The following is a 23357-nucleotide window of genomic DNA, read 5'->3' as shown; positions in this document are numbered from 1 at the left end:
TGTTACCTAATGTTTTTGTGGGTGAACTGGTCTTCCCCGTATGCACGGGGCTAAACCGCCAGGGTCGATACCTACTGGCACCTCGTGTACGTCTTCCCCGTATGCACGGGGCTAAACCGTGACAACAAACTCCCTGCCATCGTTTGTTAGAATGTTCCCCGTACACACGGGGCTAAATCGAATCTCAGGACTATGGTGCCAATACGTCCATGCGTGTTCCCCGTATGCACGATATTTATCAGGATGACGAGGGTTCTCTTGGTGTGTTGGTTTTATTTAAGTGCTCCCTTGGCCGTCTTCCCGGGCTTGCCCCGGGATCTGTATCCGTATTTCGCTGCAATCGATATTTATTAAACCAGCAAAACTGTAATGGGGGTTTCCACTTTGGCATCCTTTGATGCAGCTTGTCACCTTTTGCATGTTGAGTGTCACGATCTGTCAGTGTGTGGCGCGTTTTGAATGTTTATACTGAGCACATTGAATCAACGGGGTTTAAACAGAGGTAAAACACATGGCAAATACAGCATTAATCACAGGCGCATCGGGCGGTATTGGACTTGAATTAGCACACTTGCATGCACAGCAAGGGGGTGACTTAGTCTTGGTAGCGCGCTCTCAAGATAAGTTGGATGCCTTGGCAAAAGAGCTTGAGGTTAAGCACAGTATTAAAACGACCGTGATTAGTGAAGATTTATCTCAGCCGGGTGCTGCGCAACGTATTTTTGATAAAACATCGGCACTGAATATTGAGGTGGATGTGCTTATTAATAACGCTGGCTTTGGTGGTCATGGCGTGTTTTACCAACGTGATATGGTGGCAGATCAGCAAATGGTGCAAGTGAATATCACCGCATTGACCGATCTCACACATCTATACTCAAAAGGCATGGTGGCGCGTCAGCGAGGACGTATTTTAAATGTGTCATCCACGGTGTCGTTTTTACCGGGCCCACTGCAAGCGGTATACTATGCATCAAAAGCGTATGTAACCTCATACACGCAGGCGGTGGCTGAAGAGTTATCTGGCACTGGCGTGACGGCAACGGCATTGTGCCCGGGGGCGGTGAATACAGGTTTTGTGGCAGCCGGTAATTTGGAAGGGGTTGATGTTTGGAAAAATGCAAGGTCGGCAAAGTCAGTGGCCCAGTGCGGTTATAAAGCCATGCAAAAAGGTCAGCTGGTGGTATTTAACGAGCGAAAATTGCAGTTTTTACTGAACTGGATCACCCCGTTACTGCCACGTAAAATGGTGTTGAAGTTGTCACGCCAATCAATGGAAAAGTAACAAGATATGAAAATAGCGAGCAAGTTTACAGTACATGCAAACTGTAAAATTTTATTAAAAGACATGGACATTGATGTTGAAACTGTGGTGGCGTACTCCAAGTTACCAGCAGATGTATTCAACCGTGAACCTGTGATGCTCTCGCCAAAAGAGTACTTTGATTGGTGGTTGGCCATTGAAAAGGCCGCTGATGGTCGCGATGTGCCATTATTGGTGGCGGAGCATTTATCTGTAGAGGTATTCGATGCGCTGTTGTTTGCTGTTTTATGTAGCCCCGATTTAAATACCGCACTATCACGTATTCAGCATTACAAACCCCTAATTGGCCCGATGAAAATGGATCTGGATGTCACTGACACTGCCACTGAAATGGGGCTGTCATGTTACGGCTATGAAGGACCTGTACCTGCTGTATTGGTGCTCACTGAAATGGTGTTTTTTACCAAGCTATTGCGGATGGCAACGCGCCATCATGCCTCGCCGTTAGCGGTAACCCTACCTGAACTGCCCTGTAATGTCGCTGCATATGAGACGTTTTTTGGTTGTCAGCTTAAGCAAGGTGATAAGCTCTCTATGGTATTCAAAGCAGAAGATGCCGCGCGACCTTTTTTAACGGCAAACGCCAGTATGTGGTCTTATTTTGAAGGGGGCTTAAATCAAAAGTTAGCTGATTTAACGGCAACAGCAACAACGGTTGAGCGGGTTCGTGCAGTGTTGATCGAGTCCTTGCCTGTTGGGCAAAGCTCAGTTGACATGGTGGCGCAAAAGCTGACCATGAGTAAGCGCACTTTGCAGCGCAAGTTGAGTGATGAAGACACGAGCTTTCACAGTGTATTGCAAGACGTGCGCTCTGAATTAGCTAAGCATTATTTGCAAAAGTCACACATATCCTTAAGTGAAGTGGCGTTTTTATTGGGCTATCAAGAGTCTAACTCATTTATTCGCGCATTTACGACCTGGCATGGTGTGTCGCCAGGCAGCTATCGTGAGCAGTTGGTATCTTAACCCTTTGAGGTGCCAATAAATTACAAACTATTTCACTATAAACATTTACTTACGTTATTCATTTTGTAGTGTCTCTGCGCTTATGCTCCAATAAATAGGAGACAAAAGTAAAGGGACAGCTATGCAATTTACGGATCACGAAATACAGTCAATTCATAAAGTCGCCAAGGCGTTTTCGCCCAACACCGAGCTGGCGGTGGCTAAGTTCGACGCAGGCCAATGCCAGTATTACGGTGCAAGGCATGGCAACAAAGGCATTGAGCAAATTGACAATCGTGCTTCTGTATTTGAGATTGGTTCGCTCACCAAGCTGTTTACTAATGCTGTGTTGGCGCAGATGGTGTGTGAAGGCAAGTTGGCCTTAACCGATCCGATCACCTCTTATCTTGACCTGACGATTGCTGACAATGAAAAGATCACGTTTGAGTCGTTAGCGACCCATACGTCAGGCTTGCCTAGATTACCTCCGGGGCTCTTATGGCAGGCGTTATTTAAGCGCAAAGACAACCCCTATCAGGCCTATTTAGAAGCCGACTTACTGGCACATCTTACCAGCGATATCAAAATTAATCGCACCAAAAAGCATAATTACTCAAATTTAGGTGTGGGGTTGCTGGGTTATGTTTTAGCTAAAATAGAGGGCATGAACTTTACACAGTTACTGCAAAAGCGTCTTTTTGAGCCGCTTGGCATGCCGCGCAGCTTTTGCAATTGGCGCGATGTGCATGGCGAGTTGGTGATGGGCTTAAATAAGCGCGGCGATCCGACCGAAAATTGGGATTTAGGTGTGTTGCAAGGTGCAGGGGCCATGCTGTCGACTGTGCAAGATCTCGGGCAATTTATGAAAGCACATTTTGACGACATACATGCTTGGGCAAGATTACAGCGCCAAGTCTTGTTTAAGCAAGGGCATATTCAAATGGGGTTGGGCTGGTATGTTTTTCAAGGAGATAATCAATCAGACACGGTATATTTTCATGATGGTGGCACCGGTGGGTATAGCTCTGTGATGATCATGGATATAGAAAACCGCGCTGGATATATCATTTTGTCTAACATTTCGGGTATGCATAAATTAAAAGGGCAAAAAGTCACTAAGCTGGGGTTTGAGCTCATGGACAAGCGAAAGGGCTAAGTTGACTAGGGTAAAAGGGCACCTCTAATCGTGCCCTTTTACCTCCAAATCAGGATTAAATTGTAATGCATTTATCTTCTAGATGAACGCCTTTACGTTTGGCAAGAATGCCAACATACTCGCCAAATTTTCCGCATAACGTGGCTGTTAGGTTACCATGATAAGTGATTTTTATACGTTGGTGCTCCGCAATAAACGGTGTTTTTGTTGTTGCAGTATCAACTTTATATTGCACATAGTGTACGTCTGTTTGCATGTCTTTTAGACGCATTTCAATATGGTCAATCGTATCTTCGAAATTGGTATCCAAGCTATTGGTTCCGTATGTATTATATTCTATCACTTGGTCGCCAAATGCCATTGCTTTGAGAGTGTGATTTCCATGGCCTATTGTAAAAACCGCCGTTAGAGTGAGTGTAACTGCTGCGACAGCTGTAAGGGCGATTGCTTTGATGGCGTTCATAATGATGTCCTTTTTAATGAGCTTTTAAAGTAGTAACTTTAAATTTATTTTTATTACTTTTCAGTAACTTATGTGTATTTTATATTGTGCGTTGCATGTTTGTACCTGTCTATCACTTAATTCTCAGTTTTAACTGACACATTTTTCAGACGGATAATTGTGCTCTTTATATGACTGTCAGAGATGCTGAGTTATCAGTTGAGGTCAGTATTGTGTATCATTGACCGTGTGCCCTGAGCCCAAAGGGTTTTATTGTTGGGGTTGGGAAATGTGACGGTAGAGCAAGAAATTTTATACAGGTTTGATAGCAAGGAGCTTGATAATAGTACCATGCTTTTTAGTATGCAGCAGGCAAGCCACCTAGGCTGGTGGCCGTATATGTGTTCATCATTTTCTCGTCAGCGATTTTACGGCCAATGGCATCACAAAGTAAGAAATAATCGGCACGATAATCGCGAGTACTAGTGCGGTATGAACGAGCTTGTTGCTGCCTATCATGGGCGCTAACCACTCGGGTATAAAATAGACCAAGGGAAACAACGCAAGATAGTTTATCAACATCATTATGTGTGTATTGGGGGGCTTAGTTTGCATTGTGTATGTGCTCCTAGTTCAGTGCCACATTAATGTGACACAATCAGTAAATGTAATTGCTCAGTAGCTGTTATTGCTAGGTTGCCAGCCTCAATTAAATCTCCTTCTTTCACTTGCGTTAATTGACCTTGCTTCTCTACCTGAGCTTGTCCAGAAATCACATAAACTAAAGCGGTTTTTTCTAAGGTGAGGTTTTGTGCGGCATCCAAACGCGCAATATCCATCGTGGTTGCGCTGGCAAAAGTCTCTGTTTGACTGTCGCTGCCGCCATAAATACGTGTGATGCCATTGCCTTTAGGCGTATATGACTTGTACTGGGCAGGTTGGCCTGCAACTTCGGGTAGTGCCCACACTTGTAACATGCGGTTTGGTTTGTCATCTGGGTTAATCTCATTGTGGCTAAAGCCTTCACCGCCTGCTCTTTGCACTTGCACATCGCCTGCACTTAAGTCTTTACCATGTTCTAACGACCCTTCGTGGCTTACTCGGCCTTCTAAGACAATCGAAATGACGTCAATTTCGCTGTGTGGGTGCATACCCGACTGGCCTTTTGGTAAGTAGCGCGCATCTGCCAAGTACACCATGTTGCCTAGTCCTTCGAATGTTTCTGGTTTTTTACGCCCTGCAAAAACGCGGCTATCGGTGACTAATCTGTGCTCTGTAATGCCTGCAAAACCGCCTAGTTCTAAAGAATCTCTTGAAAGAATATTCATGGTCATTTCCTATTTTTTAATCTTGTTTCGAAGTGATGAGTAAAGTGTACGAGCAGACGGTTGTTTTATATATACCTATAAAATAGAATTTCTTTTTCATATATAACAACAATAAGGTAAGGGTGATGGAAAAAACCGATGTGAATGCCATGCTGCTGTTTTTGGCTGTGGTGGATGCAGGGAGTTTTACTGTGGCAGCAGAGCGACTAAATATGCCAAAAGCCAATTTGAGTAGAAAGGTTGCGCAATTGGAAGCCAGCTTAGGTATCACTTTGCTAGAGCGCACAACTCGAACGCAGCATTTAACGGAAGCGGGGCGTGTTTACCTTGAGCACTGCAAACAGATCAAAGCGCATATTGAGTTGGCTCATGCCAGTGTTGCAAAAGCACTGAATGAGGTGGCTGGCGAACTCAAAGTGGGCATGTCTGTGGGCATGGGACATGAAATTTTAAAACCTGTATTGAGTGAGTTTATGCACCAGCACAAGCAGGTTAATTTGCAATTGAGCCTGCTAAATCGCAGAGTTGATGTGATTGAAGAAGGGTTTGATTTGGTGATCAGAATAGGAGAGTTAGCTGATTCACGTTTGGTTGCTAAGCGTTTAGGGCGTGTTTCAAGAAGGTTTTATGCAAGTCGGGAATTTGTTGAACAGTATGGTGCTATTAGCCACCCAGACGAGTTAGCTAATTTAGATGTATTATTGATGAGCAGTATCCAAAAGTCTGAGGTCATCAGTTTGGTTAATGACACACAGCAATGCGATGTCACTATTTCACCTAGAATGCGGGTGGATGATTACATTGTGCTTAAGCAAATGGTTGTCGATGGCATTGGCGTTGCCATAATGCCAGATTACATGTGTTCCCACAGTCCTGAAAAAGATCTGCTTGAGCCTATATTGCCTCACTGGGAGTTACCAGCGGTGGATGTTTACGTGCTATATCCTAAAAACCGTCTGCATATTCCTAAAGTTGCCGCATTTGTTGAGTTTATTCAGGCAGTATTTTCTGAGAGGCTGTTATTGAAATAAAAATCACCAAGTGCTGTATTTATGTGTGCTAAAGTGCAATTAGCGTAAATTACTCAGTGATTTAGATGAGAAAACTTGTTTTAAGAGTGACGTTTTAATTACTTTACCTTGGCCAATACACCTTGGTCAGGGGCAGTAAAACACGGGTTTCTATGTCGAACTCGTCGTAATGCTCAGTGATGAGTTTCATTAAATCGTCAATATCAATGAGGGTCAAAGGGATATTTGAACGATCGGCTTCATATTTTGCGTCTTTAGTAAATCCACCTGTACTGACGTATAAAGCACGATCACCTTCGCGGAGTCCGCCAATAAAGCTTCGTAAGTGTTGCGAGGTCATACGTTTATTTTTTTGGTGTTTTACCTCGACTTTTATTCTAGGAGATTCAAGCCCGATCCCATCAGGAGAGGCGAATATATCCACACCTCGATCCATGCCTTTGTTTGACACACGAGTCCGATACCCCATCGCTCTTAATACACCTGCAACTAAGTATTCCATATTTTCTGGTGAGATAGCGATGATCCGGTCTTTTATGAGTTCGCTTGATTGTTCAATGACATCGTTTCGAGATTGCTCAATTGCTTTTTCATTTTCTTCTGCGAGCTCTTCCACTTGGTTTGGTTGCTGGTGGTCTAAGTTTCTTTTAATTTCGGATGCGACGTCTTGGTTAACGGCAAAGACAGTGAGCGTGCTGCCGAGAGTATTACGAGAAGATACGCTCAACGCATCGCGGCTGACATGACCTAGCCACTCAACTTTACGAATATGATTGAAGCTCTCATCATCAATAATATCTTGCACATAAGTGTAATCACTTGTGATTTTGCCAACCAAATACTCCCTGCTAGATGGATTATAGGTAATTGCCAGATCGCCCACTTTCATGTCAAAGCGAAACTTCTTAATCATGGCGACGGCATTACTCGATTTTGATGTATGTTGGCCTTGAAAGACTGCCAAGTATTTAGATTTTAAGTCTGATTCGTTAGTGATGGCAGATAAATCTCCGATTGCGTTCCAGCCTATACTAACGCAGGCTGCTTTCTCAAAATCATCAACTAAATATGCGCCTTCACCGGCCCTAATCATCCACATAGTGTTCCCTCTAAAAATGAATTTTAAACATAAATATTACATTTTCTAAGGCCTGATACCAATAGCGGATTTGCTTTTGTAGCAATCTGGCAAGTGAGGTTTTAGCTCGTGTGGCCAGTTTTTCATAAAATATCAAAATAAGCCTTTACCTCAAGTTAAGTTGAGCTTTTAAAGTGCCACTCAACTTACGGAGGGATGACCATGAAAAACATGATTAAACTTTATATAGAACAATTGACTGCGGATAAATATGCCACATTTAAGTTCACCATGGAAAACAAATAGGAGACGCATATGTATTTAGAACATGTCAATTTAGTAGTTAAAAATATCGACACGGCATTAACTTTTTATCGTGCTGCTTTTCCACACTGGAAAGTCAGGAGCAAAGGCAGTGGAGAGTGGTTTGGTAAACCGCGAACATGGCTGCACTTTGGTGATGATCACCACTATCTTGCTTTTAGTGACCATGGTGAAGGACAAAACAGAGTATTAACGGAACACCAAGTTGGTCTGGGTCATTTCGCTTATGTGGTCAACTGTATTGATGGGGTGGTAAAGCGTCTTGAGCAAGCTGGTTTTGAAGTAGATAAAGTGGGTTCAGTCCACTCATATCGAAAAAATGTGTATTTTATTGACCCCGATGGATTTGAAGTTGAGTTTGTGGAGTATCTCAGTGATATACCAGCACAGCGCAATAGTGACTAGGTAGAGCTAAAATCTTCAAAAATACTTAATTTACTCATTTGCAAGTCTGTGAAAAACTAGATCCGATTGTTGAATGTATCAACGGTATTCAAGATTGACTAACTAACAGGTAAAAGGATCCTTATGTCAGGTATAACGCTTTATAGTTTTTCTTTATCGGGTAACGGTCACAAGATCAGACACTTTTTATCTATTCTTGGGCTGCAATACGAACTTAAATTGCTAGATCCACATACGCAGGAGCATAAAAGTGAGGATTTTGTGGCGCTAAATCCTCTTGGGCAAGTGCCTGTTTTGGTTGATGGTGACGCTGTGATATGTGATTCGAACGCGATATTAGTGTACCTTGCTCAAAAGTATGATGCGGACAATACCTGGTATCCAGAGGACGTATTACTGCGAGCAGAAACCCAAAAGTTCTTATCCATGTCAGCAGGTGAAGTACTCAACGGCCCTAACTTATATCGTGGCATTAAGGTCATTGGTAAACCCGGCGACCTTGAACAAACCTATGATAAAACAATCAACTTTTTTGTTTATTTGGACAAACATTTAAGTGATCGTGACTACTTGTTAGGTGCCAAACCAAGCATTGCTGATCTTGCTTTGTATACTTACCCTAAACTGGCTGTAAAAGCGGGTGTTAATTTAAGTGACTTTCCTCATATTGCAAAGTGGTTTGCGCGCATTGAAAGTGGTTTAAGCTATGTTGATGCACCAGAAAAGTGATCTGCAAGATTCAGAGTGTCGAAGATATTTGTTGCCGTGATCTAAAGCAGAGTACGGCTACAAAAACACACCTAGTCTGGCGCCTATCTCGACTTTGAACTCCACGGCGTCCTTTATCACAAAAACTCTTATAAATAATAAATTGATAGGAACGTACATGCCACGTAGGTACGCCCATGCACAAGCAAGGCTTGTCTTGCATTGCCAAAAGGGACTTAGGTACTTGGGGTTTATCGGGAACATAAATTCCGCCATGTGAGCACATTGCTCATCAATTCAATATTTTCAGGGTGTGATAAAAGGGAAAAAGGTGATGTCTGTAGGTTATGAGATAAAGGTTAGATCTGAAATAAATAACTCTGTTCCTATTGATGTAATAAATTATATATTTTAATATAAATCGATATGATAACTGTGTGGTGTAGTTAATTTAATTAAAATCAATATCACACGACATAATTAATATATTGTGTGATATTGTTTATAACGTTCAATCTCGATGTTATATTTTTATGCTTTATTTAAATGGTTTTTAGTGTGCCCAGCAGCAATCAGAATCACCTGGTGCCCAATCAGGGCGGCCTCTTGTAGGTACTTGCCATGCACCACCTACTTGAGGAGTAGCATTAGAGGGTAAATCTTTAGCGTTAAGAGATAAGCATTTTATTTTCTTTTTATTGATTTTTATTTTCATTTTAAATGTCCTTCTTATTGTTTTTTATTTAACCGGTATTGACAATATATAGAAAGCATCTTTTTGTCAATTAGTTAGCTTAATAATATGAAAAAATTCAAAATGAAAATATTTTATTTTATTTTGGTGTGGGTTTGTTGTTGGTTTATTTTGTAAGGGGTAGTCTATAATTTTAGTCACGTAAAAATACTTTTTTAAATTGTCAATCTGTGCCTATTTATACATGCCTAAGTATATCCAGAGTGATTATAGTTAACACATAAAAAGAACAATGGTGACGTTGTGAGCTGTGATTCGAATGCGATATGAGTGTTCCTTGTTCAAAAGAATGAGGCGGATAAAACCTGATACCCTGAGGAAGTTTTACTGAGAGCAGAAGTACAAAAACTTTTATCCAAGTCAGCTGGTGAGGTGCTCAATGACCCTAATTTATATCGTGGTATTAAGGTTATTGTTAAACCCGAAGGTTTTTGTTAAGTCTATGATAATAAATTTATTTTTTATCTATTTAGATAACATTTAAGTGATCGTGACTACTTGTTAGGTACCAAGCATTGCCGACATTGCCTTGTATACTTACCCTAAACTGGCTGTAAAAGCCGGTGTCAATTTAAGTGACTTTCCTCATATAGCAAACTGGTTTGCGGGCATTGAAAGTGGCTTAAACTATGTCGACGTACCAGAAAAGTCATTAATAAAATTCAGTGTGTTGAAGATATTTGTCACCGTAATCTAAAGCAGAGTACGGCAACAAAAGCACACCAATTGACCCAAGTGCGGCAAATCAAAAACAATCAATTGATACGCTGCAAGGACATAAAAAGTGTTTCGCAAGGCATGTTTTTTATTTCGTTTATTTTTTTCCGTATACGCATTTGATGTTACTCCATTGCGTTAATTTTCATTGTGTATTGGTCGCATCGTGTATTACGACATTGAAATAGTAAGCGTGGAAAAACGAAAAATATCACGATTTATTACATGATGATTTAGTTAAGTTATAAGCAATAATTGATTTTTATATATTGAAAGCCCAAATTAATTGTTGAACTTTGATTCAGACCATCAATAAATCAAAGCATTAAGAACACGAAAGGGAGATGGAGGTAACTGGGTATAATAAAATTGGACTATTCTCTGTCACCCTCCTCATTAAAATAATAATAAATAACCTTTGTGTGTCGTTGTTAAATTCATTAAATAATGAGTTGTTGAGTTGTTGAGTTGTTGAGTTGTTGAGTTGTTGAGTTGTTGAGTTGTTGAGTTGTTGAGTTGACCTATCTATGATCGCAGTGATTTTCTATCATTGCACTACGAGTTAACATAGTGCGCTTTACTCGCGCACCGCCATGTTTTGAACGTCTTTCATTTGGCCTATGACTCGCCAGTAGTACACACCTGAAAATAACAAAGTGAACAGAAGGTCAAACAATGTGGTTCCCTCGGATATTTCGCCTCTTGCTATGTACACTAGAGAATAAACAGAAATGGAAATTGGCACTAAACAAACAAGAACGCGAACACCTACAACCCAACAAATAGATAGATAACGGCGTAAAAAATCTTTGCTGCTGTCACCACCGTTTATTTTGAAGCAATACCAAGAGCAGATCACAAACATCAATAGATCGAGTATCAAACTTAAGTAGTCGTAGCCATTTGAGGTTTCTGTTGGCGTATTTCGAAATGACGTCAAAATGATAATAGCAATTAGATATTTTAAATCGCACCTAGGGGTGAGCAGGTTCGCTCTGAGATCTGATTTGAGTGCCCTTATATTCCAAAAGTACATTGTTTTCCCTACATGTTTATAAAAGTGCATCAAGCTATTCATCTTGCCAAGATAAGTTAACGCATTTAATGGGCAAAAAAATGCACGGTTTAATAACTACGCTTCAACTAAATAATATATCCATAAATATCAATGACTAATTATTTTTTTATAGGTTAGTGATTATGATAATGTCGATATTTTTATTAAGTAAAAACATTTGACTTATTGTTTTTTGCGGTCATTATAGAATGGCACACAGCGGCAGCTTGTACCTAAATCGACTTTTTTGTAGAGTTGAGGCTGTAAAGTAAATGATGTGCTTTGTAGCGAGTGGGCGCTGGTGTTTACCACCAGCGCTAGTCGCCATTTTTGTGCTCATAATAATTAGTAAAAATAATAGACTTATTAAGTGGCTGTTTTCAAAGGAGAGTATAATGAAAGTAATTCACGCCCTATCTGTAGGTATTTTGATGACGGGTAATGCCTACGCGCTTGAGACAATTTACGACGCGGATAGTAATGCAGGTAAAACGACCCAATACCCATATGGTCCGGTCAAAAGTATGATGGTGCAGACGACTTCGTCGCATTATTTTACCGCATTTTTTGACACAGCAGCACAAGCGACTTGTAATGCGGCTGCGTTGTATAGTGAAGTCAGTGGTGCTTTGATTGCGCCGTTAACCGTTGCTGATAATCGGGTGGTTTTTGGTGCTGTAGAACATGGCAATGAAACCGTGGCCAAGGTAATCAAATTGACTTGTCATGATGACAACCGTAGCTATTTAGTACACCACAAAGTGCCTGCGGCACCGTCAATTAATTTCGACAGGTCGTTGCAGTTTGATAGCTGGACCGACGCAGGTGATAGGTATCCGGGATATTTTCAATCTGTTACTTTAACAGCGCAATTATCAGTAAATACACATGCACCTGACGGCGAGTGTCGTGTCGTAGAGTTTGGTAATAGTGATGTACCTGGATTATTTAATGGCAAGATGCATGTAAATAACCTTTATAGCGATGTATTTAACCAAACTGGTAAAGTGCTTTATGATGCATTCAGTTCTTCCATGACTTATGCTGTTCGTTGTTCAAATTCTGGTGGTTCAACGATGCTTTTTGATGAGTGGAAAATAAATCAAGACCTTCAGCAAGGCACGTTAAGTACTAGTTATTATTAATTTTAGCTAACAAAGGGCTGAGAATTTCTCAGCCCTTTATGTTGCAAAATTCTTACCTTTGTAATTTTTGTAAACAAAACCTTAACAACACACGTCAAGTCCATTATGCTAATGGCGATATTTTACCCAAATATTATTTTCAAATTAGATAACTATAGATTTTTATTCTTAGGTAGGAATTATGCTGAAGACCGCCAATAAAGGACAATGGGTTATAAATCATCGGCAGTTGAGCTTACAAGATGGCACAAAAGTAGTGGAATTGGATCCTAAGCAGTATGCGCTGTTAGTTTTACTTTTAAAGTTTAAGCATCAAGATGTCAGCAAATCACAAATTTTATCCGAAGTATGGGGGCAACGTGTTGTTAGTGAAGATGCAATCTATGTGGCTATTAATGGGCTGCGCAGGTTATTAGGAGATGATGCTAAGTCACCTAAATACATAAAAACCATTTCGGGCGTAGGGTATCGTTGGGTGGGGCCGCCGCTTTGCGATGCGCTACCTTCCTCGTTAGATAGCTTTTTGTTAAAAGCAGCTCTGTGCTTGGTCGCTATTTCTTTTGTGGTTTTTTGGCAAATGCCTAGAACACCTGTCAAGCAAGTGATCCCAGAGCACTTAGCGGAGTCATTTAATCATGCACGTTATATTATTAATAATCATCCAGAACAACTTGATAGAGCGATAAGTTTATTAAAATCAATATCTATTGAAGAGCCTCAGTTGGCCGAACCTATATATTGGCTTGCTAAAGCACACTTTTCTCAGCTACGCCCCAAAAGTGACAGTTATTCAGAGGACAAGCAGCATATAAAAACGATTTTAGAGCGGGTTTTATCAGACTATCCTGAGCATAAAGAGGCTAATCTATTATACGCAAAGCTCATTTTTATGGGGGAGATGAATACTCAAGATGCTGAAGCTTATTTTTTAAATGCATTACCTAACAGCGAAGCGCATCACATGTATGGGCAGTATTTACTTGCACTGGGTAGAACTGACGAAGCGATGCACCACATTCGTACGTATCAGGCGATGGAGCCTGAAGGTTATTCAAGTGAGAGTGTGGCATGGGTTTATATGATGAGCCAACAGTTTGACAAGGCATTTGAAGTGCTGGATAGGTTACGTCCATACTCACAGAGTAATCGATTTTATCATGTTTGCTTAAGAGCGATTTATGAACAGTTGGGACGGTTTGACTTGGCAGTGCAAGAGTTAGTTTGGGTTATGAAATATGAAGGATACACACAGTCTGAAATCACCATGATTGAAAAGCAGTTTGCCTCTCAAGGTATGGAAGGGGTTTACCATTGGTTGCTTTATCAGGATACGCGAAGAGCGGACATTGGACATTATGAGCCACCTATGTCCCAAGCCCGTTATGCAACGGCGATCGGGGATAAACAACTCGCGCTGCATTACTTGGAGCAGTCGCGACTCGCTGGGCAATATGCTTTTTTATGGATTGCAGCAGATCCGCATTTTTTATCATTAAGGCAAGATGAAAAATTTACTCAACTTGTGCAAAATCATATTTTAAAAGTAAATATATCAGATATTTAATATTTACTAAGAATGTTTAAGTTAAATTTCAGGACTTATTTTTAGGGGTCATTTAATGTTGCTTGGAAATTAAAACAAGGAGCAACCAATGACAATAAAAAAGGTGGCAACCACATTATGCGCAGGACTATTATCCGCCTTCATCAGTGTATCTTCACTTGCTAAAAGTGGAGATTACTTATACAGCTACCAGACTGGCAGTGAAAACTGGGGAAGTATCTCCCTTAAAAATCACCTCGCTTATTTTGGTAGTGACAATGGCAAATTGTATGCTTTTGATATTGACCGAGTGAAATTACGCTGGACACATGAAACACAAGGTAAGGTGCGTTCAAAACCCTTTGTCGATAATCATCGAGTGTTTTTCTCAAGTGATGATGGGTTTTTATACGCATTAAATCGCTGGAGCGGTAAGTTACTATGGAAAGTAAGTTTAAATGATGGTGGCCATCATAGGATCTTACCTGCGAATCACGCGCCTTGGGAATTTGATTATACTAAGTCGAGCCCAGTTGCAGATAACCGACTTGTTTATGTTGGCAGTGCCGATGGTCATTTCTATGCAGTTTCTAAGCGTACAGGCGAAGTTAAATGGCAGTTTGAAACACAAGGTATGATCCGTGCGACAGCTAGCTTATATCAAGGCAAAGTTTTTATTGCCAGCTGGGATGGTCACGTCTATGCCCTAAATAAACATACAGGAGAGCTGGCATGGCAGTATCAGACACAAGGTGCAGTGCCCTCAAGCCCCGCAGTGATTGATGATGTTGTCGTGATTGGATCTAGAGATACTAACTTGTATGGACTTGAGCCTCATTCAGGTCAGGTCTTATGGAAAAAGGCGCTACCAGGTGGGTCTTGGGTTGAGTCCAGTGCGGTTGCGGATAGTGATGACGATTACTTTTATATCGGCAGTTCAGATGCCAAGCGCTTATTTAAGATGGAAACTGAGACAGGTGACATTGTTTGGCAGGTAGCAACTCCTGGTTGGAGTTGGGGAAAACCAATTATTGATGACAAGCATGTTTATATCGGTTCCACAGGTCATGATGAGCCTGGTTGGTATATTACTCAGCGTGGTTTTATGGCTGTGACCAAAGAGTCAGGTGAAACAGTTTGGCATTATCAACCAAATATGATTTCGGGCTTTGTACACGGCGGTGTATATGCTTCACCAGCAGTGGGATCAGGCAAGGTTTTGGTACCAGACTTGGATGGCTTTATCCACGTATATGAGCAGTAATTGATTCATAGCAAATTGAATTGGACATAAGTGAAGTGGCCCACAATAGCTGTGATATTCTACTAATGGGACTTTTCATGCCAAAATGCCATCGCATTATTCAACCAAACATGCAAATTATTTGAGTGTTTGGGTCTAATCAAGCTTAGACCCGGGTTAACCAATGTGATGGCTTGAAAGGCGCTTTACGAGTTCGCAGTGTCAGTAAACCAAAGAGTGCGACTAGCGCGACAAGTATTAAATAGCGAGAGAAAGAAAAGTCGTCTGTTGGGTGAATTGGTTCATGAAATGAATTTGCAAATTGCAGCTCAATAGAGGACTGTGTTTTATAAGCTACTTCGTTTCCATTATCTGTCTTAAAGTAAGCTTCTTCAAGTGCTACGTGTGTCGTCGCGTTGTTGTTTTGGCTTCTAAAAAATACACGAGCAATTCTATTGGTATTTGACAGGTTGCGTGCAGGGACAGCTTGTTCAACCGAATATTCGATTAAACCTTGCTCTGTATATGCCCTGTTCACTAACTCTACAATGGCTTGTTGTTTAAATAAGTTACCATGTTCTATATGAGGTTTTTCATAGTATGGGGTGGCAGCTAATACTTTAAGCTGTGCAGGATCATACTTTATGGATAAGTGAACCCCGTACACAGCAGGTAAGTCTTGTGCCATGATATCGACATAGAAGTCACTGTTTGTTTTAATTTGCGAATTAGGTACATCGACATATATGCTGCTATTGGCCTGGGCAAGGTTGGCTAGAAAAAATAAAAGTATGCTGATAATTTTTTTCATTAGATAGTCCATTTTATCCAAGGTTATTCTGGCAACTCTTAATTTTGGCTTTAAGCTTTTGCGTGTCAGACAATTTTAAAGTTCCATCTTCCAAGACTCGCATTGATGCTTGTTTTTTTGAGATGGGTAAAATAGTACTTAACCATTAAAGTATAAATAGGGTGTTTACCCTAATTGTACTACAAGAGTTTGAATTTTATATTTCAAGCCTTTCTTTGATGGCATACGCGACTAATTCAGCTGTCTTTTTAACCCCTATTTTTTTCATTGCCCTCGTTCTGTGGTTATCAACTGTTTTGGCAGATATGCATAGTATGTCGGCAATTTGCCGATTAGTATGGCCAACGGCAATATAGCTAATAATTTGTTTTTCTCTTGTGGTTAGCGTGTTTTGTTTTTTTTCGGCTTGGTAGTGTTTTAGCTTAGACTCGAGACTTGGACTGATAAAAGTCTTGCCTGTGGCGATATGTTTCAAGGCTTGATTAAGTGTGTCAAATGCCTCACTTTTCGACAAGTAGCCATCGGCCCCTATTTCAAATGCACGGTCAACAATCTTGAGATCCTCATGCATACTGAGAAAAATGATACGAGTATTTAGGTTTCTTTGTTTGACACGCTCACATACCTGTATACCACTGAGTTCCCCCATGGCGATATCTAAAATGGCCACATCAGGCTCTTTTTCAAAAATAAATTGCCACGCCTGCTCTCCGGTTGCGACGTCGTCTATTTTATACTGGTTTTTTGATTGGTTTATTAGTGACTTCAGCCCTTGTCTAACCAAGTGGTGATCATCAGCAATTAATATCGATAGGTGTGCAGCTTTTCCGTTACACATTGAAACTCCGTGTATTTTTACCTAGGTGACATCTCCTGATTCTGGACAGTTGATGTTACTCAAGGTGCTTTCCAGTCTATGAATATTGTCATAGAAAGATGAACTTGAGCGATGTATTTTATACTTTTATGCACTAAGTGCATATATTTATGGAGATAATTTTTAGATAAGGCACGGGAGTCTGTTGGAAAATGAAAGTCAACTTTATAGGAGTGCCGAGAAGGCACCCCAATATTTTTGGTACATAACAACCACTGTAACCGGTATTAAGAGTTGCCATGTATTTTTTATGATTAGTAAACCGTCATATAGTTTACAGTCACATCACCTTCTCTATATAAACCAAACTCTTGATTATAATTTACATCAATCGTGACTTTTGCATAGTCGGTTTGTAGAGAGTAATTGCCACCACTTGGCGTCGAGTAAGTGCATTCAGTTTGTGCATAAAGATATTCAGGTTGCATTGGTGTCACGAAGTAATTGATTACTTGGGTGTGACAGTTGTGGAAGCGATATCCTGCATCTTTAAGCTGTGTTCTGATAGCTTGATACTTACGACCATATTCCAGCACTTCTTGAACACTTGCATAACCAGCATCAGCAGGCAGCTCTTCAGCTGAAACGTTAGCAGCGGCAGCAATGGCAATTAGTGAGAATAATACGCCAGTTTTCATAGTTTTTTCCTTTTCTTGAGAATAAAGAGCCTAATTGGCTCGTAATAAATTTCATGTACGGAGTTGTTGTCGTGTTGTTTCCTTCACAACGTAAACTACAAAGTGAGAGACCTTGCGTTCGTACATAATTATTAAACGAATAAATGAATATAATATTTATGATTAAAGTCAAAAAAATGAAGAAAAAATTTATAAAATGAAATTTATGGGTATTATTTAGTCATTTTATTTAACTAATTGGAATGTTGTTTCTATGTGTTTAGTGCCAAAAATGGACGGTGTTAGCAATAAGGCAAGAAATCGTACTTTTTTTGCCTGAAAAAGGTGCAAATTCATAATGTGTGTAAAATTTGTGCTAAGTTGATAACTAACAGGTTAATTTGGCTAACTCATGCGTTACTTGCTGTATTTTTTTGTATTGTTATTTTCCTCAGGCGGTGCTGCTGAGCATTACACTGTTTTGGTCTATCATGGCGCAAACCCGCCGTATAACTTCATGATAAATGGTAAGCAATCTGGTATTTTTAGTGATCTATTTGCGCGCTTAAGTGAGTTAACAGGGCATACATTTGAGTTGGTACCTTGGTCAGTTGCGCGTGGGCAAAAGCAGTTTGATTTAGGTAAGATTGATATTGAGCCTGGTGTGAACCCCAGCTGGAGAGTTGAGGGTGTTAAGCCTGCAATCTATTCTCGCGCCTATGCGCATTCTCGCGAGGTTGTTTTAGGTCGTAAAGATGCCCCTGTTGTTGAGAACCCTACTGCGTTTTATGGCATGATATTTGGGCGTGTGCGTGGTTATAGGTATGGCGCATTTGAAGCTCACTTTGGTACAGAGAAAATTATGGTGTATGACAATACATCAGAAAAAGAGTTACTGTTCCAGCTTGCACATAAGCGCATTGACTGTGTGATGATAGGTGATGCAACCGCAGCGTATTATCAAAAACACAACTCAGAGTATTCGGAGTTTAAAGCACTATATGAAATCAGTAAGCTGCCTGTGCATATGCGATTACAACCCCATTTAAAACAATTGCAAAAGGAGATTGATAAAGCGCTCTCATTTATGGAGCAAAACAAAGAAATTGAGACGATTTATCAACGTTATGGTGCAATATCCAATTAGTTGTGATTGCTAGGGCGATAATTGCTGTGCCAGCATGTCAATAAAATAGCGTACTTTAGGGGAGAGGTGTTTTCTGCTTGGGTACATTACATACACTTCAACTGGTTTTTGTTCATAACACTCAAACAGTACTTCTAACTGCTTGGCCTTTAATGCATCTGCTAAATAAAACTCAGGTAATCTGGTGATACCAATTCCATCTATGGCAAGCGCGGCTTGCATTTTACCGTTGTTACAATTAACGCGTTTTCTCACGTCGACGGTGAATGATTTTCCTGTTTGCTCTGTAAAGTCCCAGCGGTCCGGGGTTTTTAGGTTGCTGTAGCAAATACAATGATGCTTAGTTAACTCCCTTGGGTGATGTGGCCTGCCATATTGTTCAATATAACTCGGGCTAGCAACAACGAGTGTTCTGCACTTATAGATCCGCTTGCAGATCAAACTAGACTCTTCCAAACGAGTGGTGGCTCTGAGTGCCAAGTCAAAGCCATCGCCTACGATATCAACTGCGCGATCGTTAATATCCCACTCAATGGTGACATTTGGGTATTTTTTTAAATATTCAGCCGCGACAGGTCGGACATAATCTAAACTAAACGCCACCGGACAACTAATTTTTAGCACGCCTTTTGGTTTGTTTTCTTCGTTTGTCAGTAACTGTATTGTTTGTTCTGCATCTGAAATCAGTTGCATACAATGCTGAAAATAGACTTCACCATCTGGTGTTAACGCCAGCGTACGCGTTGTTCTATTTAATAGTCGCATGCCAAGTCGAGCTTCTAATCGATTAATGACTTTACTGATATGAGATGGGGAATGCCCGAGTTGATGTGCAGCTTCAGCAAAGCTATTGCATTGCACAACTTTGACAAACACTTGGATCCCTTCAAATAGATTGTGATTCATATGGAAATAGTAACTTTTCATTTAGCCTATTAATATTTATTAGAACTTAATCTACACTGTTTGTCATCAAGTTGAGCAATTAATCACGATAAATAAAGCAACTATTTTGGAGTGCATCATGAAAGTATTAGCATTTGCAGCAAGTAACAGCCGTCAGTCAATCAATAACGCATTAGTGAAATATGCCACCTCTCGCATTGAGCAAGCTGAAGTAGAAATTTTAGATTTAAATGACTTTGAAATGCCAATTTATAGCATTGATCGTGAAAAAGAGCATGGGATCCCTGAGCATGCTCAACGCTTTTACGATAAGGTAGGTGGTGCAGATGCCATTGTCATTTCATTTGCTGAACATAATGGTTCATATACAGCTGCGTATAAAAATATCTTCGACTGGGTATCTCGCATTGATATGAAGGTATATCAAAATACACCTATGCTATTGTTGGCGACGTCGCCAGGCCCAGGTGGTGCACAAAGTGTTTTGAATGCTGCTGTGAATTCAGCCCCATATTTTGCGGCAGATGTAAAAGCGCACTTGTCTATTCCAAGCTTTTTTGACAACTTTGATTTGGAGAAAAATACACTGATTAATGATGAATTGACTGCATCGTTAGAAAGCGCGTTAAAAAAATTAACAAACTAAAACCTCTGTTGTCACCAAAGTTAAGCCGTAACTATAGCGACCAATTTATTGCTGGTCGCTACTTTTTGAGAAACGATGTTTGTTGGGTAGTTTGATTTTTAGAAAAAACTGCTTTACAAATTAATAAGATATAATAAACTCTTACTCGCTAACTTGGGGCTATAGCTCAGCTGGGAGAGCGCTTGCATGGCATGCAAGAGGTCGGCGGTTCGATCCCGCCTAGCTCCACCAAGTCCTTCCACTATTACTTGCCTTATCTTCATTTTTTACGATTATGTTAATCTGTATAGAGGTTTCCTTATGAGCGAAATTAAGAAAAGCGTATTTGATGCGATGCCACAAGATTTATCGAATGAGTTTTTTGAGCTTATTGTCGGTAATGATGAGGTGAAGATAGAGCGCATTATCTCTCGTGGGCATACGTCTCCAGAGACAGGGTGGTATGATCAAGCACAACATGAATGGGTCATTGTATTACAAGGTGAGGGAGAGATAACCTTTGCTGACGGGCGGATAATAAAGCTTGGTGTTGGGGAGCACATTAATATCCCTGCGCATTGTAAACACAAAGTCAGTTGGACCAAACCTGATGAAGAGACGGTGTGGTTAGCTGTTTTTTATTCCTAACCATTTACTCAATACTGATTCGAGCTTAGTCATTTCGACAGGTTTGGCGACAAAGTCATCCATACCTGCACTATAGTATGTCGCTATGTCCTCTAAAAACACATTCGCGGTGATGGCGATGATCACCATCTGACTATACTTAGGATGGGCTCTGACGTGTTTAGTTGCCTCTATGCCATCCATTTTAGGCATATGAACATCCATCAGGATTAAATCAAAGTAATCCTGCTCTATTTTTTCAAGCACTTGCTGACCATCTTTTGCTAAGTCAACACGCAGTCCAAGTTTTTCCAACATTGCGCAGATAACGACTTGATTTATGGCGTTGTCTTCAGCAAGTAACACATGGCCATTAAGCCGAGCACATTGTGTTTGTTCGCCACCACTTGATTCTATTAAGCAACAAGGTGAGTAAGGCCATGTAAAGGTGAATGTCGCGCCTTCGCCAAGCTGTGATTCACAAGATAGTGTACCGCCTGCAAGGCTGACGAGTTGTTGGCAAATACTTAAGCCTAATCCAGTACCCCCAAAGCGCTTTGTTGTACTGTCATCCTCCTGGCAGAATGGGTCAAAAATTTTTCCTTGTTGCTCCGCTTTGATCCCAATTCCGGTGTCTTTTACAGTGAATAGTAGTTGGTCGTTGTTTTTAGGATTGAGTTGAATGAATAAGGCAACTTCACCTTGTGCCGTAAATTTATATGCATTACTGAGGAGGTTAAGTAAGACTTGTTGCAGTCTATGTTTATCACTGGCAATTTCTAATGGCGTATTTGGTACTATGGTATAAAGCATTGTTATCGGCTTCGCGCGCGCTCTGGATTGGGTTAAGTGAAGTAGATGGTCGACAGTGCTCTTAAGCTCGAATGGCTCTTCGTATAAACTGATTTGGCCTTGTTCTAATTTCGAAATATCTAGAATATCATTAATGAGTGTCAATAGATTACTACCTGACACGCTGGCAAGCTGCAGTAGGTGCTTTTGTTCTTTACTAAAGTCGGCTTCTTGTTCTAGTAATTGAATAGTGCCTAATATGCCATTCATTGGCGTGCGAATTTCGTGGCTCATGTTAGCCAAAAAACGGCTTTTGGCAGAGACTGCCATTTCAGCTGCATGCATCGCTTCTTCAAGCGCTTGTGTGCGTCTTTCAACCCTACTTTCTAAGTCACTTTCTCTTGCATAAATAGTGCTGCGCATCGCCTCAAAAGTGCGGCTTAATTCAGAGATCTCATCATCCCCTTTTGCTTTTAAATGTACATCATATTGCCCTTTTGCAAGTGATTTAGCTGCAAAAGTAAGCCGAGAAATGGGACTATACAATCTATATGCAATCCACCAAGAGACTAGCATGCTGACTAATGTGGCCAGTGTCAGTATCACAATTAATTTTTCTTTCAGTGTGTAGGCGGATGCAAACACAACGTGGTCTGGTAAGACGACTGCTAGGCTATAATTCGCAGCACGAATGGGGGCGTAAAAAACAAAAGCTTGTGTGTGCGAATCAAGCATAAACTGTCCATGGCCTTCAAACCCTGTGATCATTTTAAGTCCCAATTTTTGTAGTGAAGGATCTTGCTCTTTGGTGATACGTGTGATGACACTGCTTCTCTCGCCAATGTCATTGAGTACATATTTGCCGTCAATATGTTTGTACTGAATGGTCTTGTCCGTATCCCAGTGGTACATGTATACGCCGGTACTCGAAACCAACATTAACTTGGCTTGCTCTCCAAATTGTGCCAGGACATGGTCTTTGACATTTTCAACGAGCCGGTCAACTTCTCGCCACGGAATACTGCCTCCCAATAACCCCGCAACCTGATTATCTTGTCCTAAAATAGAAGCTGCAACCACAATTTGTTTGACGCCTGTGGTGTAAGAAATCATGGGTTCTGAGACGTAAACTCGAGGAAGCCCATCGACATTATTACTAATTGTATTCTGCCAATAGTCTCTTTTTATAATGGTTTTAATTTTTGCGTTAGGATCTGTGTCATCAAATGTTCTACGCATGTCATGATAAGGGTTCCCCCCTTCTGTGTTGTGAAAGCTACCATCCTGCCTGCCTAGGATGAATTTTTCATAAACCCCAGCGTGTGCATTTTTCTCAGAGAGCAGAATGGGTCTAATTTGGCCAAAATTCATCGTTTGCAGAGTTGGTTGGCGGGCCAAGGTCGCTATTTCTGACTTACGCTGTGAGAAGTATGCATTAAAAATTGCTGCGGCATTGAGTACCTCAGATTGTGCAGCTCGAATACTCATCTCACCAGCTTGACGTGTGCTGTGTATCATGGCGATGAAAAAAATGATAAGCATGGGGACTAAAGCAGTGATGGCTAATACAAGAGGGAGTCTAGTTTTGAGTCGCATAGGTACTGCTTAGCTGAGTGTTTACTTGTTAGTTTAGTCAATAAATACAGATTAAGCGGTGAGAATGTTCATCAGCAGCCGCTTAGTACTAGCAAAAATAGTAAAATCATCTTTTTAGTGTGTTTCTTCAAGTTGTAAAGAAGTGCTGAGATAATATTT

General features: G+C 40.7%; 23 protein-coding genes, 1 tRNA gene and 1 CRISPR repeat array (1 of these 25 only partly in view). Of the genes, 13 read left to right on the top strand and 11 right to left on the bottom strand.

Translation table 11 applies throughout. From position 1 onward, the window contains the following. A CRISPR array of direct repeats spans positions 1-180; the repeat unit is 29 nt; unit sequence GTCTTCCCCGTATGCACGGGGCTAAACCG; it reaches 2415 nt to the left of the window's first position. Between the two features lie 331 nt (positions 181-511). The 3 genes from AC2CZC_RS22675 to AC2CZC_RS22665 all read left to right on the top strand — a co-directional run bounded on the left by AC2CZC_RS22675 (position 512) and on the right by AC2CZC_RS22665 (position 3425). Next, complete coding sequence (locus AC2CZC_RS22675) at positions 512-1285, top strand: SDR family NAD(P)-dependent oxidoreductase (RefSeq protein WP_484585544.1); 774 nt, start codon at positions 512-514, stop codon at positions 1283-1285. A gap of 6 nt (positions 1286-1291) precedes the next feature. Continuing rightward, entirely contained in the window at positions 1292-2290 is a 999-nt protein-coding gene (locus tag AC2CZC_RS22670) for an AraC family transcriptional regulator (RefSeq protein ID WP_484585543.1), read from the top strand. Between the two features lie 121 nt (positions 2291-2411). Further along, entirely contained in the window at positions 2412-3425 is a 1014-nt protein-coding gene (locus AC2CZC_RS22665; RefSeq protein ID WP_484585542.1) for a serine hydrolase domain-containing protein, read from the top strand. Between the two features lie 55 nt (positions 3426-3480). Here the strand turns inward: AC2CZC_RS22665 and AC2CZC_RS22660 are convergent, their stop codons facing one another. From AC2CZC_RS22660 to AC2CZC_RS22650, 3 genes are all read right to left on the bottom strand, one after another. Next, the gene (locus AC2CZC_RS22660) at positions 3481-3888 is read right to left on the bottom strand and encodes a hypothetical protein (protein WP_484585541.1); all 408 of its coding nucleotides are present in this window, start codon (positions 3886-3888) and stop codon (positions 3481-3483) included. A gap of 387 nt (positions 3889-4275) precedes the next feature. After that, a complete protein-coding gene (locus AC2CZC_RS22655) occupies positions 4276-4482 on the bottom strand; it encodes a hypothetical protein (protein WP_484585540.1) in 207 nt (68 codons plus the stop codon). A gap of 29 nt (positions 4483-4511) precedes the next feature. Then, positions 4512-5195 carry a pirin family protein gene (locus tag AC2CZC_RS22650; RefSeq protein ID WP_484585539.1) on the bottom strand — a complete coding sequence of 228 codons (684 nt, stop codon included), beginning with the start codon at positions 5193-5195 and terminating at the stop codon, positions 4512-4514. A 125-nt stretch (positions 5196-5320) separates the two neighbouring features. Between AC2CZC_RS22650 and AC2CZC_RS22645 the strand changes: the two genes are divergently transcribed. After that, a complete protein-coding gene (locus AC2CZC_RS22645) occupies positions 5321-6226 on the top strand; it encodes a LysR family transcriptional regulator (protein WP_484585538.1) in 906 nt (301 codons plus the stop codon). A gap of 103 nt (positions 6227-6329) precedes the next feature. Here the strand turns inward: AC2CZC_RS22645 and AC2CZC_RS22640 are convergent, their stop codons facing one another. Continuing rightward, on the bottom strand, positions 6330-7325 hold the full coding sequence (locus AC2CZC_RS22640; RefSeq protein ID WP_484585537.1) for a restriction endonuclease: 996 nt from the start codon (positions 7323-7325) through the stop codon (positions 6330-6332). Positions 7326-7619: 294 nt separating this feature from the next. Between AC2CZC_RS22640 and AC2CZC_RS22635 the strand changes: the two genes are divergently transcribed. Together AC2CZC_RS22635 and AC2CZC_RS22630 are read left to right on the top strand one after the other, a co-directional pair. Then, positions 7620-8033, top strand: coding sequence for a VOC family protein (locus tag AC2CZC_RS22635; RefSeq protein ID WP_484585536.1), 414 nt, complete (start codon positions 7620-7622; stop codon positions 8031-8033). Positions 8034-8156: 123 nt separating this feature from the next. Then, positions 8157-8762 (top strand): glutathione S-transferase family protein, encoded by a 606-nt coding sequence (locus tag AC2CZC_RS22630; protein ID WP_484585535.1) that lies wholly within the window; start codon positions 8157-8159, stop codon positions 8760-8762. Positions 8763-9294: 532 nt separating this feature from the next. Here the strand turns inward: AC2CZC_RS22630 and AC2CZC_RS22625 are convergent. Together AC2CZC_RS22625 and AC2CZC_RS22620 are read right to left on the bottom strand one after the other, a co-directional pair. Next, positions 9295-9456: a hypothetical protein gene (locus AC2CZC_RS22625; protein WP_484585534.1), complete on the bottom strand. Its 162-nt coding sequence runs from the start codon at positions 9454-9456 to the stop codon at positions 9295-9297. A gap of 1333 nt (positions 9457-10789) precedes the next feature. Further along, positions 10790-11248, bottom strand: a complete 459-nt coding sequence (locus AC2CZC_RS22620; RefSeq protein WP_484585533.1) for a hypothetical protein — start codon at positions 11246-11248, stop codon at positions 10790-10792. Positions 11249-11664: 416 nt separating this feature from the next. Between AC2CZC_RS22620 and AC2CZC_RS22615 the strand changes: the two genes are divergently transcribed. From AC2CZC_RS22615 to AC2CZC_RS22605, 3 genes are all read left to right on the top strand, one after another. Next, a complete protein-coding gene (locus AC2CZC_RS22615; protein WP_484585532.1) occupies positions 11665-12414 on the top strand; it encodes a hypothetical protein in 750 nt (249 codons plus the stop codon). Positions 12415-12595: 181 nt separating this feature from the next. Next, the gene (locus tag AC2CZC_RS22610) at positions 12596-13978 is read left to right on the top strand and encodes a winged helix-turn-helix domain-containing protein (protein ID WP_484585531.1); all 1383 of its coding nucleotides are present in this window, start codon (positions 12596-12598) and stop codon (positions 13976-13978) included. Between the two features lie 88 nt (positions 13979-14066). After that, the gene (locus tag AC2CZC_RS22605; protein ID WP_484585530.1) at positions 14067-15221 is read left to right on the top strand and encodes an outer membrane protein assembly factor BamB family protein; all 1155 of its coding nucleotides are present in this window, start codon (positions 14067-14069) and stop codon (positions 15219-15221) included. A gap of 145 nt (positions 15222-15366) precedes the next feature. On the opposite strand, the gene AC2CZC_RS22600 is transcribed toward AC2CZC_RS22605, so the two are convergent. From AC2CZC_RS22600 to AC2CZC_RS22590, 3 genes are all read right to left on the bottom strand, one after another. After that, a complete protein-coding gene (locus AC2CZC_RS22600; protein WP_484585529.1) occupies positions 15367-16011 on the bottom strand; it encodes a cohesin domain-containing protein in 645 nt (214 codons plus the stop codon). A 196-nt stretch (positions 16012-16207) separates the two neighbouring features. Then, positions 16208-16849, bottom strand: a complete 642-nt coding sequence (locus tag AC2CZC_RS22595; RefSeq protein WP_484585528.1) for a response regulator — start codon at positions 16847-16849, stop codon at positions 16208-16210. 293 nt (positions 16850-17142) lie between these two features. Further along, positions 17143-17526, bottom strand: a complete 384-nt coding sequence (locus AC2CZC_RS22590; protein WP_484585527.1) for a hypothetical protein — start codon at positions 17524-17526, stop codon at positions 17143-17145. 391 nt (positions 17527-17917) lie between these two features. Between AC2CZC_RS22590 and AC2CZC_RS22585 the strand changes: the two genes are divergently transcribed. Further along, the gene (locus AC2CZC_RS22585) at positions 17918-18652 is read left to right on the top strand and encodes a substrate-binding periplasmic protein (RefSeq protein ID WP_484585526.1); all 735 of its coding nucleotides are present in this window, start codon (positions 17918-17920) and stop codon (positions 18650-18652) included. Positions 18653-18661: 9 nt separating this feature from the next. Here AC2CZC_RS22585 and AC2CZC_RS22580 read toward each other — a convergent pair whose 3' ends face one another. Beyond that, positions 18662-19579 (bottom strand): LysR family transcriptional regulator, encoded by a 918-nt coding sequence (locus AC2CZC_RS22580; RefSeq protein ID WP_484585525.1) that lies wholly within the window; start codon positions 19577-19579, stop codon positions 18662-18664. Positions 19580-19676: 97 nt separating this feature from the next. Here AC2CZC_RS22580 and AC2CZC_RS22575 point away from each other — a divergent pair, with 97 nt between their 5' ends. The 3 genes from AC2CZC_RS22575 to AC2CZC_RS22565 all read left to right on the top strand — a co-directional run bounded on the left by AC2CZC_RS22575 (position 19677) and on the right by AC2CZC_RS22565 (position 20831). Further along, entirely contained in the window at positions 19677-20204 is a 528-nt protein-coding gene (locus AC2CZC_RS22575; protein WP_484585524.1) for an NADPH-dependent FMN reductase, read from the top strand. A gap of 155 nt (positions 20205-20359) precedes the next feature. Beyond that, positions 20360-20435, top strand: a tRNA-Ala gene (locus tag AC2CZC_RS22570). A 69-nt stretch (positions 20436-20504) separates the two neighbouring features. Further along, positions 20505-20831 (top strand): cupin domain-containing protein, encoded by a 327-nt coding sequence (locus AC2CZC_RS22565; protein WP_484585523.1) that lies wholly within the window; start codon positions 20505-20507, stop codon positions 20829-20831. Here AC2CZC_RS22565 and AC2CZC_RS22560 read toward each other — a convergent pair. Next, positions 20811-23198, bottom strand: a complete 2388-nt coding sequence (locus AC2CZC_RS22560) for a hybrid sensor histidine kinase/response regulator (protein WP_484585522.1) — start codon at positions 23196-23198, stop codon at positions 20811-20813. The two genes, AC2CZC_RS22565 and AC2CZC_RS22560, sit on opposite strands and share 21 nt — an antisense overlap. Between the last annotated feature and the right edge of the window lie 159 nt (positions 23199-23357).

The organism is Pseudoalteromonas sp. MMG033, from assembly GCF_057197785.1.
This window is presented reverse-complemented; position numbering and strand designations above follow the sequence as displayed.